A 13,743-nucleotide genomic window follows, 5' to 3' on the forward strand; every position below is an offset into this window, starting at 1 on the left:
AGTTAGCGTCCTCTCGATGGCTCATTGTGCGGGTGGGGCGGGGGGAAGCGGGCGGGAGTGGGAGTGGGGGCGAGCTCCGCGTCGAGGAACGCGCGGAGGGCGCGGGATCCGATGATGCGGGAGTGGCCCGCCACGGGCAGCTGGATGTTGCGGGCCCCCGGAAGCACGCTGCCCGCCCGCACGTTCTGGTCGAACGTCCCGTAGACGGAGGTGATGCGCGCGTTCGCGGGCGAGGCTGCGCCGAGGAAGGTCACGGTGAGATCGTCGGCGGCGAACATCCGGATGCTCGGGACGCGGAGGTACCGCGCCCAGTCCGATCCCGAGAACGGCGTGTTCACGGCGATCAGGTGCTGCACGCGCTGGTCAGGGTCGAGCCGCAACATCAGGTACTTGCCGATCAGACCGCCCTTGCTGTGCGTCACGAGCGTGACGTTCCGGAGGTCGTCCCTGGCGAGCCTGTCGGCGACGATCCGTGCCGACTCCGCAATCGGCAGGGTGTTCCGGCCGAGTTCCGGCACGAGGTGCCCCTGATGACCGCGCCGGGCGAGGTGCCGGGCGATCGGCAGCATGAAGTGCGCGCGCTCGAACACGCCGGGCAGCAACACCACCTGCAGCGGTTCGGCCGCGCCACCAGCCCCCGCGCCACCACCCCGCGCGCCGCCAGCCCCCGCGCCTCCAGCCCGTGCGCCACCACTGTCCGCAAGCACCCCGCCGCCACCACGCGGACGCAGGATGCCCGCCGCCTCCGCCCTCATGGTGTAGCCGTAGTCGAGCATCCAGTAACCCGCCATCGCCAGTCGGTTCATGCGCCCCGCGCCCCTCAGCCGAGGTCGGCTTCGAGGCCGCCACCCGATGCGCCGATGAGTTCGAGCAGGGCGGCCGCGTAGGCATCGGCAGCATCGACCGCTACGAAGACCCGGGCCTGGCCCGAGAGTACGATCTCGACCTCGTACGACTCCTCGACCAGCAGTCCGTCTTCGTCGAGGGCGCCGGAGACACCACCGAAACCGCCGCTGCCCGCATTCCGGAGCGAACGGAACGTCGCCCCGAGCAGGGCGCGGAGCTGATGTTCCGCAGGCATCCAGAGCGCGTCGTCGAGGGCCACGGAGTCAAGCGCCCACTCGGTCGTGCCGTTGAATCCCAGCACCGTTCCGGTGTCGTATTCGTGCGCTTCGATCGTCATGTCGCTGACCGTGAAGACGTCGCCCTCGAACCCTTCCCGGGAGATCATGAAGAGATCGCCGGAGACCGGGCGCCAACGGAGGCCGGCCAGTCGGAGGGCGTGGGAGAGCTGAGGAGAGATCATCCAGCAATTATGCGTCGCTCCGGCTGGGCATTGACATGGGCTGTATGTTGTTCTGGTGGATGACCAACGGCGCACTCCTGGCTCTCAGACTTCACTTCGTGAAGCCAACCGAGCGCGCATCGTCGACGCCGTCAAGAAGCACGGTGGTCTGACGCAGGTCGAACTCGCCGGCGCCACGGGGCTCTCCCCGGCCACCGTGTCGAACATCGTCAAAGAGCTCTCGGCCTCGGGGCTGCTGCATGTCGCACCGAGCACGCGGAGTGGCCGGCGCGCCCAGCACGTGACCCTTGCGCACTCGCTCGGCCTGTTCGTCGGAGTGCACTTCTCGACCCGCCACATGCGCATCGCCCTGGCGGATGCGAGCCACCGCGTGGTGGCCGAGCATCACATGCCTCTCGCGAAGGACCACCGCGCAGACAACGAGCTCGACAAGACGACGTTGCTGCTCGCCGACATGCTGGAGTCGGTCGACGCCACCATGCAGGAGGTAATGGCGGTCGGGATCGCCGTGCCTGCGCCGATGGACCGGGAGACCGGCACCACCGCTCGGAACGGGATCATGCGCGGGTGGGACGGCGTGAAGGTCGCGGAGGTGATGGAGCGCAGACTCAAGCGCCCGGTCTTCGTGGACAACGCCGCGAACCTGGCCGCCCTCGCCGAGTACCGACTCGGAGCCGCTCGGGGCAGAGCGAACTCGGTGACGATCGACGTCGGCGACGGTATCGGGGCCGGGCTGATCCTGAACGGAGCGATCTTCCGCGGCCACAACGGCGTAGCCGGTGAGTTCGGCCACACGACCATCCTGGAAAATGGTCCGCTCTGCCGGTGCGGCAACCGGGGGTGCCTTGAGGCGATCGCGGGCGGGCCCGCCCTGCTGGAGAGCCTGCGGCACGAGCTCGGCACAATGAAACTCGGCGACATCGTGTTGCGGGCCATGGCCGGCGAGTCCCTGCCGATGCGTACCGTCGCGGATGCCGGGCGGCACATCGGCGTCGCCGCGGCGAATCTCTGCAACCTGCTCGACCCCGAACGCATCGTGATCGCCGGCGAACTCGCGCGGGCGGGCGAACTGCTGCTCGGTCCGCTCCGGCACGCGGTCGAGCGCTCGATCATCGTCGGGCCGGAGCTCATGCCCGAGATCGTGCAGGGCCAGCTGGGAGCACGTGCAGCGACGCTCGGAGCCGCGGTCTACGCCGTCGACAGCGTGCACATCACGGCCGACGACAACACTGCTGCCAAGTTGTTATCTCCTGCTTGACTTCAAGTCTTGACGACAAGCGGCAAAGATGCCAAGCTCGCTCACGTCGCCAATGAGGGCGGCAATAACGGGAGGTTTTTCAATGAAGATCGCCACCACGAGAGCGGTCATTGCGACGGCCGCACTCCTGCTCGCAGCCGGCTCGCTCACAGCATGTTCGAACGGCTCATCATCGGGTACCGCAGCAAACACCGCCAACGCCTCCACGGCGAAGATCGGCCTGTTGCTGCCCGACTCCGTCACCGCTCGCTACGAGAGCGCCGACAAGCCCCTGTTCGAAGCGAAGATCAAGTCGCTCTGCCCCGACTGCACCGTGCTCTACTCCAACGCCGACGGCGATGCGGCCAAGCAGCAGCAGCAGGCCGAGTCGATGCTGACCCAGGGGGTCAACGTGCTCGTGCTCGACCCGTTCGACGGTGAGGCCGCAGCATCCATCGTCGGGGAAGCCAAGGCCAAGAAAATCCCGGTGATCTCCTACGACCGCCTGATCAACAGCGCCGACCTGTCGTACTACATCTCGTTCGACAACGAGAAGGTCGGCGAACTGCAGGGCCAGGCCCTGGTCGACAAGCTGAAGGCGAGCGGCGCAGCCGCGGACGCGGGCATCCTCATGGTCAACGGGTCGCCGACCGACAACAACGCGAGCCAGTTCAAGAAGGGCGCGCACTCCGTCATCGACAAGTCGGGCTACAAGATCCTCGCCGAGTACGACACACCCGGATGGGACCCGGCACAGGCCCAGACCTGGGTCGCCGGACAGATCACCCAGTTCGGCTCGCAGATCGTCGGGCTGTACGCGGCCAACGACGGCACCGCCGGTGGCGCGATCGCCGCACTCAAGGGTGCGAACGTCAGCCCGCTGCCTCCCGTCACGGGCCAGGACGCCGAGCTCGCCGGCATCCAGCGCATCCTCGCTGGAGACCAGTTCATGACCGTCTACAAGGCCTTCAAGCCCGAAGCCGAGCAGGCTGCGACCCTCGCCGTGTCGCTCGCGAAGGGTGAGAGCGTCTCGCCCACCTCGAACACCACCACGAAGGGCGGGGCCTCCATCCCCTCGTTCCTGCTGACGCCGGTCGCTGTGACGGTCGACAACATCGAGTCGACCGTCGTCGCCGACGGGTTCTACAAGGCCTCGGACATCTGCACCGCAGACTACGCAGCCGCCTGCGCCACCGCGGGCATCAAGTAACACCCACGGATCGAACCCGGCCGGGTCGCGCCCACACGCGATCCGGCCAGGTTCGCTCTCGTCTCTGCTGCCGACCACCCCTGCCCGCTCAACCCCCGCCGGTCGTTCCTGGCACCATCCATTTCCTGAGGAGGAACCGTGACGACGGAATCCGCCGTCGCTCCAACCGCGGGCTCGGTCCGCGAACCCGTGCTGTCGCTGAAGGGCGTGTCGAAGGGCTTCGGCGCCGTGCGCGCGCTCACCGACATCAACCTCGACATCCATGCCGGCGAAGTCGTCGCCATTGTGGGCGACAACGGCGCGGGCAAGTCGACCCTCGTGAAGATCCTGGCCGGGGTGCACCCGCAGGATTCCGGCACCATCACCTTCGACGGCCAGGTGGTGTCGATCCCCACCCCGACAGCCTCGCGCGCCCTCGGAATAGCGACCGTTTTCCAGGATCTCGCGCTCTGCGACAACCTCGACGTCGTCTCGAACCTCTTCCTCGGCCGCGAGATCACCCACGGCACCCTCGACGAAGAGGAGATGGAGCAGCGCGCCTGGAGCCTTCTCCGGCAGCTCTCCGCGAAGATCCCCTCAGTGCGGATCGCCGTTGCCTCCCTCTCCGGAGGGCAGCGCCAGACCGTCGCGATCGCCCGTTCGCTCATCGGCGAGCCGAGCGTCGTGATCCTCGACGAACCGACCGCCGCGCTGGGCGTCGCGCAGACCGCCGAAGTGCTGAACCTCATTGAGCGCCTCCGCGAGCGCGGCCTCGGCGTGCTGATCATCAGCCACAACATGGCCGATGTGCAGGCCGTCGCCGACCGCGTGGTGGTGCTCCGCCTCGGTCGGAACAATGGCGACTTCCACGTTGCAGACGTGAGCTACGAGGAGATCATCTCCGCCATCACTGGCGCCACCGACAACGTCGTCACCCGCCGGGCCAGCGCGCACGCGGTTGCAGCGGCAGCGGATGCGCACGACGCGGCCGCTCCGCCTGTGGGCAGGGCGACTCCGGATGCCGTGGGCCCCACACTCGGCACGGCCACCGTCGATGAACCGCTGCCCGACAACGCCACAGGCGCCGACACCCCCGACGACGGTTCGAAGGAGATCCGCTGACCATGACCACTTCTCCCACCGGATCGCCGGCAGACCGCGCCGCCGACCTGCAAGACGAACGTCTCATCCGCACCGAGGGTGTGCGGGGCGCCGTGCTCGCCTTTCAGCAGCGTGTGCGCGGAGGCGACCTCGGTTCTCTGCCCGTCATCATCGGCCTCGTCGTCATCTGGGTGATCTTCCAGATCCTGAACCCGAACTTCCTCTCGTCGAACAACCTCGTCAACCTGACCCTGCAGTGCGCCGCCGTCGGGACGATCTCGATCGGTATCGTGCTGGTGCTACTCCTCGGCCAGATCGACCTCTCGGTCGGTTCCGTGAGTGGTCTCGCCGCGGCCATCCTCGGCGTGGGCCTCACCCAGCTCGGCTGGCCCGTGCTGCTCGCCGTCGTGGTCGCCCTCGTCGTCGGGGCTGCGATCGGTTTCCTCTACGGACTGCTCTTCACCCGGTTCGGCGTGCCGAGCTTCGTGATCACTCTGGCCGGGCTCCTCGCCTTCCTCGGCCTCCAACTGAAGGTGCTCGGCCCGAACGGCTCGATCAATCTGCCCTACGACTCGTGGATCGTGCAGTTCGCCCAGGCGACGTTCCTCCCGCCGTGGGCGGCCTACGGCCTGGCCGTGCTCGCCGCGGCAGCGGTGTTCTACACCGACATCCGCCGCGCTTCGCGTCGCCGGAAGGCCGGCCTGTCGACCGGCGCGATCTCGGTGACGCTGATCAAGTCGATCGCCCTCCTGGTGCTCCTCGTGATCGTCGTCGCGTACCTCGCGACCGACCGCGGCCTCGGCGCCATGTTCCTGCTGTTCGTGGTGTTGGTCGTGGTGATGAACTTCTTCCTGACCCGCACCAAGTGGGGCCGGTCGGTGTTCGCCGTGGGCGGCTCCGTCGAGGCAGCGCGCCGGGCCGGCATCCGGGTCAACCGGGTGTACATCTCGGTGTTCATCCTCACGTCGACCTTTGCGGCTCTCGGCGGCCTGCTCGCATCTGCACGGCTCACCTCGGCGAGCCTCTCCTCGGGTGGCGGCGACACGAACCTGAATGCGATCGCGGCCGCGGTCATCGGCGGAACCAGCCTCTTCGGCGGTCGGGGCAGCGCCTACTCCGCGCTGCTGGGCATCCTGGTCATCCAGTCGATCTCGAACGGTCTGACGCTGCTGAACCTCGACTCGTCGATCCGTTACATGATCACCGGCGCGGTGCTGCTGCTCGCCGTCATCATCGACTCGCTCTCCCGCCGCTCGCGGGCCAGCCACGGCCAGGCCTGAGCTTCTGTCCGGGCCTGACGCTTCTGTCCAGGCCTGACGCTTCTGTCCAGGCCTGACGCTTTTGTCCAGGCCTGACGCTTTTGTCCGGGCGAGCGCCTGTGTCAAGGCCCTTCGCGTCTTCGCTCCGACCACGCAGACTGTAGGCATCTACAGAACGTAGAAGACAATCAGGAGGATCCATCCCATGATCGAGAAACTCAGCGAATTCGGCCTGAAGAGCGAATACGCCTACGCAGGCGGTTTCGCTTCCATCGCGCTGTCGTTCGTGGCCTACTTCATCAGCCGCGCCAAGAAGGGCGACTCCAAGGCCCAGTCAGACCGTTGGGGCATCTTCATCGGCCACTGGGCACCCACGTTCTTCGCGCTCGGCGTCGCCCTGAAGCTCGAAGAGAAGAAGTAGGTCTTCCCGGCTCACCCTGCCTGACCGGGAGCCGGCCCCGTCGGCTGCCGGTCAGGCAGGTTCGTCGATGACTCCGACGAACCTGCTGCCGATGGCGTCGAACTCCCGCCGGGAATCTCCGGATGCCACAGGCGGCAGCTCGTCGGGTGCGTGAAAGTCACAGCTGAGGTACGTGAACGTCGGCCACCACTTCTTCGGCCGGGCCGCCTCCGTGAACCCGCAGATCGTGCAGGTGAGCTGGACCCAGACCGGCTTCTTGCCGGTGCGGTTGGCTCGAGACTGCAGCAACCAGGCGGGTGGATCGGTGTCGATCGCCACAACCTCCTCCTCGGTCATCCGCGAGGGCAGGCCGTGGCGGGACGCCATCTCGAGGGGGATGTCGAGGCGGAGTGCCGCCTCACGTCGTGAGATCATCCTCCCCACGATAGTGCCCGGCCCCGGTGTGACCTCCCGTCTTCAGCCCTCCGGCTCGGGAACGACGCTCAGACCCGATCCACTGTTCGCCGACTGCATGAGAAGTTCGACCCACGCCCGGTTGAGCTGTGGCCTGTCGGACGAGTCGAAGGTGAAGACGAGCGGGATGGACGGATGGAGCCACACCGACGTCAGGCCGGTGGGGCCGTGGGCGCAGGTGAGGCCGAATTTCTCGTCGCGCCGCAGCTTCGCCATGATCACCGTCTGCAGGTGCGCCAGCATTCTGTCGTCGAAGTGCAGGACGGTACCCGCTGAACCGTAGGTCAGTGTTCCCATGATGTTGTGGTTCCCATGTAGTTCATGCCTCCTGGCGGGTACGGGCGAAAGAGCGCCACTACTGTGACGGATGTCGCGGAGCATTCGTCACGCCCGTTCCCGAAGTTTTCCCGCAGAAGGTATTCTTCGAGCGGCGCCCTGCTCTCCCAGCCCATCAACAGCTTGTTCATAGGCCGACGGGAGAGACTGATCGGGTTTGTTCACCAATGAGAAGTGTCTGAGGATCCATGCGTAAATTCACCTTGATCGCGGCCGCGGCCGCCGTCGCACTCACGCTGGCGGGATGCGCGTCCTCTGCGGCTCCCACCGCCACCAGTTCGGCCGCCGCCTGCACACCGACAGCGGCCGGTACGACTTCGGACGCCGTGACGGCAACCGGCGACCTCGACACCCTCCCCACGACGACCTTCACCGCGCCCCTCACAGCGACGGCGACCGAGCGCACCGTCACCACCGTGGGCACCGGCGCCGAAGTCACAGAAGGCTCACTCGCGACCATCGACTTCACGCTCTACAACGGCACCTCCGGCAAGCAGCTGTTCACCACGACAGACGCCGAGATCGGCTCGCAGAAGGTGACGGTCGACCAGACGCAGTTCCTTCCCGGCATCGTGAAGGCCGTGCAGTGCTCGACGGTGGGATCGCGCATCGTGGCCGTGGTGCCACCGGCCGATGCCTGGAGTACCAACGGTAACTCCACGCTCGGCGTGGCAGCCACCGACACCGTCGTGTTCGTGATCGATGTGAAGGACGTGACGGAGGCCCCCGCGGCCACCACGGCGCCGACCCCGACGACCGACCCCAACATGCCCACCCGTGCCACGGGCGCCGATCAGCCCGCGCCCGCAGGTTTCCCGACGGTCACCCTGGCCGACGACGGAACGCCCACCGTGACGATCCCGAGCACCCCCGCACCCACCACCCTGCAGATGGCCACCCTCAAGCTCGGCACCGGCGCGGTCGTCGGCGACGGCGACACGGTCACCGTGCAGTACCAGGGCGTCAATTGGACGACCGGTGCGGTCTTCGACGAGAGCTGGACCAAGGGCGGCCCGACCAGCTTCGCCACCAACAAGGTCATCAAGGGCTTCGGTGCCGCACTCGTCGGCGCAACCGTCGGCTCTCAGGTGATCGTGGTGATCCCGCCGGACCAGGGCTACGGCGCCACCGGCCAGGCATCAGCCGGGATCGGCGGCACCGACGACCTCGTCTTCGTGGTCGACATCCTCGCCACCGCGTCGGCTGCGAAGTAGCACCACCTGGGCGGCGGTCCTGGGTTCTGGATGCCCGGGGCCGCCTCCGGGCTCCGGATTCCCGGGGCGCCGCGCGGCGGCTCAGAACTCGAGTGACGGTTCGTCTGACACCGAGAGCGTCAGCACAGCCCGTTCGATGAGTTCATTCTGCTCGATCGTCTGCTCGATGCGCCGGAGCACCCGGGCGACGTGCTCCTCGGGGTCGTCGCCCGCCAGGTCGACGGCCGCGACGAGGAAGAGCCGGGACGGCCCGACGAACTCGAGGTGCAGGTAGGTCACCCGCGCGATTTCGGGCTGGTCGAGCAACTGCTTCGCGGCCCCGGTGCGGAACCGTTCCGGCGGGTTGAACCCCACCAGGTAGCGCCTGTTCTGGTTGATCAGCACCACGGCCACCACCGCCAGCAGCAGGCCGATGAGAACCGAGCCGAGCGCGTCCCAGAACGGGTTGCCGGTGAGCTGGTGGAGCAGGATGCCGAGAAAGGCGATCGCCAACCCCACGAGGGCCGCCGCATCTTCCGCCACGACGGCCCGGAGCGTCGGATCCGATCCGTTCAGCACGTAGTCGAACGCGTCGCGGCGATACTTCGAGGCCGTGCGGCGCACCTGGATCACGGACTGCAGCAGCGACGCCCCCTCGAGCAGAGCCGAGATGCCGAGCACGATATAGGCGATCAGATAGTCGGAGGCGGGTTCGGGATCGAACATCTCCTGAATGCCGTGCATGACCGACACCACAGCGCCCACAGTGAACACCCCCACCGCGGCGAGCAGCGACCAGACGTAGGCCTCACGCCCGAAGCCGAGCGGATGCCCGGCGTCCTTCCGCTTGGCCGAACGACGCTCGGCGACCAGCAGGAAGATCTCGTTGCCCGCATCCGCCCAGGAGTGCGATGCCTCGGCGACCAGCGAGGCCGAACCGGTCAGCACTGCGGCGACCGACTTGGCGATGGCTACGAGGATGTTCGCAATGAATGCGATGACGACGATCATCCGGCCCCCACAGTGACGAACGGGCGCCTCACGGCCCGGCCATCCCAGTATGCACTGGGCCACCGCGCCGCGTGGTGAACGACGATACTGGAGGAGTGGATCTCGAGAGCGTCGCCGCTGAGCTCTCCGTGCTGCCGCCCGCGGAGTTCGTGGCCCGGCGCACAGAACTTGCGAAGGCCGGGCGCGAGGAGGCCGGGGCCGCCGCCGGGAAGGCGGCCGGTCGGGAGCTCGCAGAGGCGATCAAGCGGCTGCCGAAGCCGTCTGCGGCCGCCTGGGCGGTCAACCTGCTCGCGACCCGACGACCCGGGGTGTTCGAGAGCGTTGCGGCACTGGGCACGAACGTGCGGGCGGCGATGGAGAGCGGTGAACCCACTGCACTCATGGCCCTCACCGCCGAGCGCCGCAGTACGCTCCGGAGCGCGACGACAGCAGCGCTGGAACTCGCCGAGCAGGCTCTGGATGCGCCGGGCGGCGCCGACGGCGCTCGGCCCTCGAAGCTCTCCCCCGCTGTCGCCACCGATGTGGAACAGACGCTCCAGGCCGTTCTGGCCGACCCCGCCGCAGCGGCCGCCGGGCGCACCGGCCGACTCGTACGCGCCCTGGCGGCCACCGGTGTGGAGTCGGTCGACCTCGGCGGCGCGGTGAGCGGGCCGTTCACGCCGCCCGAGTCGGACGACGACGACGGCGGCAGTGACAGGGACGACGACAGCGACGCCGGTGACGCGCGCGCCGAGCCAGCCGAGCCCGACCAGGCTGGCGGGACGCCCGGCAGCCCCCGGGGCCAGAGCTCGGCTGCGACGCAGCGGAAGACCGAAGCCGCCGTCGAGGCGGCCGACGCCGCGGCGGCACTCGAGGCCCTCGACAGCCAGCTCGGCGAGCTGCAGGAGCTGCGGCGCGCGGCACGCGAACGGTCCGACGCTGTCGATGACGAGATCGACCGCCTGCGGGCGCGACTGGCCGACGTCGAGTCGGAGCTCCATGACCGTGAGGTAGACCGTGCAGACCTCGAAGAACGGCTCGACGAGACCGACCGCGCGTTCGGACGACTCGACCGCCAGCGCGAGAAGGCGGCCCGCCGGGCATCCAACACCGCTCGGGCGGCGAGCCGATGACGCCGGCAGGCACGGTGAGCGCGGGCATCCTGCTGTACCGGCTGCGGCCGACAGGGCCCGAGGTCTGGATCGCGCACATGGGCGGACCGTTCTGGGCACGCAAGCACGAACGGGCGTGGTCGATACCGAAGGGGCTCGTCGAGCCCGGAGAAAGCACGCTCGAAGCGGCACTCCGCGAATTCGACGAGGAGATCGGAGCTCCCCCGCCCGCGCTGGCCTTTGACTTCCTCGGAGAGGCGAGGCAGCGATCCGGCAAAATCGTTTGCGTCTACACCGCCGAAGTCACAGGTGAACTCGGCGTCGACTTCGTCGGCAGCAACACCTTTACGCTCGAGTGGCCCCGCGGTTCCGGTGTGTTGCGGGAGTACCCCGAGATCGACGACGCCCGGTGGGTGCTGCTCGGTGAGGCTCGGAGCCTCGTCGTGGCCGGCCAGGAGCCGCTGCTGGATTCGCTCGGCCTGCGGCTCGGGCGCTGAACGGAGCGAGCCCTCCCGCGGTCAGCCGGTCACTCTGTACCGACGGCCTTGTCCGCTGCGTCGCGAGCGCCGTCGATCTGGCCGTCGAACTTTCCGCTCGTGGCCTTCTTCACCGCTCCGGTGACCGAATCGAGGATGTTGTCGCTCACCTCTTCGGCCTTCTCGCTCTTGAGCGCATCCTGAACCTTGGTGTCTGCAAGGAAAGCCTGTGCCTTTGCGGTGATGTCTTCGAATCCCACGATATTTCTCCTTCTGAATGGATGGTTCTACCGATCATTCTTCCCGTCTCCTGTGACGACGGACAGGGGCTGTGTGATCGATTCCAGGGACTTCCGTTCGGCATCCACACCGAAGATGAAGGCGATGATGCCGCCGAGGATCATGATGCCGGCCCCCAGGAAGTAGCCGCCGGTCAGGGGTCCGCGGTCGGTTCCGTCGCCGATCAGGATGCCGAAGATGAGCGGAGCGCCCGCGCCGGCGAGCTGGCCGAGGGCGAAGAAGTACGAGATCGCCTGGCTGCGGAGTTCCAACGGGAAGATCTCGCTCACCGTGAGGTAGGCGCTCGAGGCGCCGGCGGAGGCGAAGAAGAACGACACGCACCAGAAGATCGTCTGCGTGGTCGCATCGAGCGCACCGGCGCTGAACAGCACGGCCGACACCCCGAGCACCACACCCGAGACGCCGTAGGTGAGGAGGATCATCCGTCGCCTGCCCCAGACGTCGAACAGGTGACCGAGCAGCAGCGGGCCGAGCAGGTTGCCGATGGCGAACGGGAAGAAGTAGAACTGGGTCGACACGGAGTTCGTGCCGTAGAAGTTCTGCAGCACGAGCGCGTACGTGAAGAAAATCGCGTTGTAGAGGAACGACTGGGTGATCATCATCGTCGCACCGACCAGGGTGCGCTTCGGGTAGTCCCGGAACAGCACCCTCACGATGGTGCGGAACGGGATGCTCTCGGTCGCTTTCACCGTGATCGCCAGCTTCTCGTCGACAGGCTCGATCTTCCCACCCTCCCGTTCGACGCGGGCCTCGATGTCGTCGACGGTCTCCTCGGCCTCCTTCTCGCGACCGTGGGTCATCAGCCAGCGCGGACTCTCCGGGATGTGCCGCCTCAGGTAGATGATGGCGAGGCCGAGGATCGGGCCGATGAAGAAGGCCAGGCGCCAGCCGATGTTCTCGGCGAAGTTGTCGGGGTTCAGGAAGAACAGGTTGGCGGCTGAGCCGAGGGCCGCGCCGCCCCAGTAGGTTCCGTTGATCGCGATATCGACCCGGCCGCGGTAGTGCGACGGAATGAGCTCGTCGATCGCCGAGTTGATGGCGGCGTATTCGCCGCCGATCCCCATGCCCGCGAAGAACCGGAAGAAGAACAGCACGTACATGCTCGGCGAGAGACCCGCCGCCGCGCTCGCGATCAGGTAGATCACGAGCGTGAGGATGAACAGCTTCCGGCGCCCGAGCTTGTCGGAGAGCCGGCCGAAGACGAGAGCACCGACGATCTGGCCGACCAGGTAGACCGTTCCCGCGAGTCCCACATCGGCGGGCGTCATGCCGAGATCCTTCTGGAACCCGGCCGACGCCACGATCTGGATCTCGAGGCCGTCGAGCACCCAGCTGAAGCCGAGGCCGATCACGATCGACCAGTGGAACCTCGTCCACGGGAGCCTGTCCATCCGTGCCGGAACGAGGCTCCTCACGCCTCCGGCACCGCTGCCTGGTGTTCTCTCAGTCGATGACACAGAGTCGACAGTAACCCCGGCGGCGAATCTGCCCCGAAGGAGTGACGGGCCGCACGTTCACGTGTATTGTTCAGCCGCATCCCGGGTTGCGTTGAGCTTCCTCGGCTATCGTGCACAGATTGCCGCCTGCCAGGACCCCGCCTGCGGACGAACAGGAAGATGACGATGGCGCGCAGTCTGAGAATCCCCCTCTCGTCGAAGGTCGACGATGAGCACGGCAGGGACACCCATGCCGGGGAGCCGCTGGCACCGGATGTACTCCTGACGATCGACGACCACCAGCGCTTCGGTGACGGAACCCTCTGGTCCTTCGCGGGCGTCGAAGTCGTCGACATCGTGCAGTCGCCGACGTCACCGATCCCGATCTTCCGGCACGTCTCACCCGTGCACGGTGACCGGATCGCCGTGGTCTTCCTGCTTGAGGGAGAGGTGCAGGTCACGCACGACGGCGCACTCTTCCGCTTCCTGCCGGGCTCGGCCGCGTACATCGTGACGGGCACCGCCACCTCGGTCGAAGCATCCGAGACCTGCCGCGCCGTGATGGTCTCCCTTCGCCGGAGGCGGTTGGCTGCCGCCGGAATCGACGTACACCAGACATTCGGCGCGTTTGCGGCCTCGACGGCACGAACCTCTCCCCTGCTCACGTTCACACTCGCCCTGATCGAGGTCGTCAGTGTCCATTCCCTTCCGACCGAGCCGACTGCGACGGCGCTGACCGAACTGGTGGCGGGACTCTTCCGCGCTGACGACGCATACTCCACCCGCTCCCTCGGATCGGGCCCCGACGTCGAGTTCGAGGGGTACCGGGAGACGGTGCGCGCGTCCCTGCTCGAGCAACTCGAAGAGGGCTCTGCAGGGTGAGGAGTACTCGGTATCCGCTGACGCTGCGGGTCTCCCGCACAGACGGATCGCT

The 13,743-nt window shown here is 67.4% G+C and carries 16 protein-coding genes; 9 read left to right on the forward strand and 7 right to left on the reverse strand.

What is annotated here, in order from left to right; all coding sequences use genetic code 11:
* Positions 1–2 precede the first annotated feature (2 nt).
* Together B7R22_RS10910 and B7R22_RS10915 are read right to left on the reverse strand one after the other, a co-directional pair.
* Complete coding sequence (locus B7R22_RS10910) at positions 3–806, reverse strand: esterase/lipase family protein (RefSeq protein WP_116411757.1); 804 nt, start codon at positions 804–806, stop codon at positions 3–5.
* A 14-nt stretch (positions 807–820) separates the two neighbouring features.
* Entirely contained in the window at positions 821–1,306 is a 486-nt protein-coding gene (locus B7R22_RS10915; protein ID WP_116411758.1) for a hypothetical protein, read from the reverse strand.
* A 55-nt stretch (positions 1,307–1,361) separates the two neighbouring features.
* On the opposite strand from B7R22_RS10915, the gene B7R22_RS10920 reads away from it, so the two are divergent.
* The 5 genes from B7R22_RS10920 to B7R22_RS10940 all read left to right on the forward strand — a co-directional run bounded on the left by B7R22_RS10920 (position 1,362) and on the right by B7R22_RS10940 (position 6,513).
* Positions 1,362–2,564 carry an ROK family transcriptional regulator gene (locus B7R22_RS10920; protein ID WP_116411759.1) on the forward strand — a complete coding sequence of 401 codons (1,203 nt, stop codon included), beginning with the start codon at positions 1,362–1,364 and terminating at the stop codon, positions 2,562–2,564.
* Between the two features lie 82 nt (positions 2,565–2,646).
* Entirely contained in the window at positions 2,647–3,753 is a 1,107-nt protein-coding gene (locus tag B7R22_RS10925; RefSeq protein WP_116411760.1) for an ABC transporter substrate-binding protein, read from the forward strand.
* A 138-nt stretch (positions 3,754–3,891) separates the two neighbouring features.
* The gene (locus tag B7R22_RS10930) at positions 3,892–4,854 is read left to right on the forward strand and encodes an ATP-binding cassette domain-containing protein (RefSeq protein WP_116411761.1); all 963 of its coding nucleotides are present in this window, start codon (positions 3,892–3,894) and stop codon (positions 4,852–4,854) included.
* 2 nt (positions 4,855–4,856) lie between these two features.
* Complete coding sequence (locus B7R22_RS10935) at positions 4,857–6,113, forward strand: sugar ABC transporter permease (RefSeq protein WP_116411762.1); 1,257 nt, start codon at positions 4,857–4,859, stop codon at positions 6,111–6,113.
* 184 nt (positions 6,114–6,297) lie between these two features.
* Positions 6,298–6,513 carry a hypothetical protein gene (locus B7R22_RS10940; RefSeq protein ID WP_116411763.1) on the forward strand — a complete coding sequence of 72 codons (216 nt, stop codon included), beginning with the start codon at positions 6,298–6,300 and terminating at the stop codon, positions 6,511–6,513.
* A 51-nt stretch (positions 6,514–6,564) separates the two neighbouring features.
* Here the strand turns inward: B7R22_RS10940 and B7R22_RS10945 are convergent, their stop codons facing one another.
* Together B7R22_RS10945 and B7R22_RS10950 are read right to left on the reverse strand one after the other, a co-directional pair.
* On the reverse strand, positions 6,565–6,927 hold the full coding sequence (locus B7R22_RS10945) for a hypothetical protein (protein WP_116411764.1): 363 nt from the start codon (positions 6,925–6,927) through the stop codon (positions 6,565–6,567).
* Positions 6,928–6,969: 42 nt separating this feature from the next.
* Entirely contained in the window at positions 6,970–7,263 is a 294-nt protein-coding gene (locus tag B7R22_RS10950; RefSeq protein ID WP_116411765.1) for a DUF7882 family protein, read from the reverse strand.
* Between the two features lie 227 nt (positions 7,264–7,490).
* Here B7R22_RS10950 and B7R22_RS10955 point away from each other — a divergent pair, with 227 nt between their 5' ends.
* Complete coding sequence (locus B7R22_RS10955) at positions 7,491–8,516, forward strand: FKBP-type peptidyl-prolyl cis-trans isomerase (protein WP_253259017.1); 1,026 nt, start codon at positions 7,491–7,493, stop codon at positions 8,514–8,516.
* 81 nt (positions 8,517–8,597) lie between these two features.
* On the opposite strand, the gene B7R22_RS10960 is transcribed toward B7R22_RS10955, so the two are convergent.
* A complete protein-coding gene (locus B7R22_RS10960) occupies positions 8,598–9,506 on the reverse strand; it encodes a cation diffusion facilitator family transporter (RefSeq protein ID WP_116411766.1) in 909 nt (302 codons plus the stop codon).
* A 95-nt stretch (positions 9,507–9,601) separates the two neighbouring features.
* On the opposite strand from B7R22_RS10960, the gene B7R22_RS10965 reads away from it, so the two are divergent.
* Both B7R22_RS10965 and B7R22_RS10970 read left to right on the forward strand, forming a co-directional pair.
* Entirely contained in the window at positions 9,602–10,618 is a 1,017-nt protein-coding gene (locus B7R22_RS10965) for a hypothetical protein (protein WP_116411767.1), read from the forward strand.
* Positions 10,615–11,094 carry an NUDIX domain-containing protein gene (locus B7R22_RS10970; protein WP_116411768.1) on the forward strand — a complete coding sequence of 160 codons (480 nt, stop codon included), beginning with the start codon at positions 10,615–10,617 and terminating at the stop codon, positions 11,092–11,094. The genes B7R22_RS10965 and B7R22_RS10970 overlap by 4 nt, the downstream gene beginning before the upstream one ends.
* 29 nt (positions 11,095–11,123) lie before the next feature.
* Here B7R22_RS10970 and B7R22_RS10975 read toward each other — a convergent pair whose 3' ends face one another.
* Positions 11,124–11,333: an Rv0909 family putative TA system antitoxin gene (locus B7R22_RS10975; protein ID WP_253259018.1), complete on the reverse strand. Its 210-nt coding sequence runs from the start codon at positions 11,331–11,333 to the stop codon at positions 11,124–11,126.
* 27 nt (positions 11,334–11,360) lie between these two features.
* Complete coding sequence (locus B7R22_RS10980; RefSeq protein WP_367379189.1) at positions 11,361–12,830, reverse strand: MFS transporter; 1,470 nt, start codon at positions 12,828–12,830, stop codon at positions 11,361–11,363.
* 165 nt (positions 12,831–12,995) lie between these two features.
* On the opposite strand from B7R22_RS10980, the gene B7R22_RS10985 reads away from it, so the two are divergent.
* A complete protein-coding gene (locus B7R22_RS10985) occupies positions 12,996–13,691 on the forward strand; it encodes a hypothetical protein (RefSeq protein ID WP_172582309.1) in 696 nt (231 codons plus the stop codon).
* The last annotated feature ends 52 nt before the right edge of the window (positions 13,692–13,743 follow it).

The organism is Subtercola boreus (assembly GCF_003399635.1).
GTDB lineage: Bacteria > Actinomycetota > Actinomycetes > Actinomycetales > Microbacteriaceae > Subtercola > Subtercola boreus_B.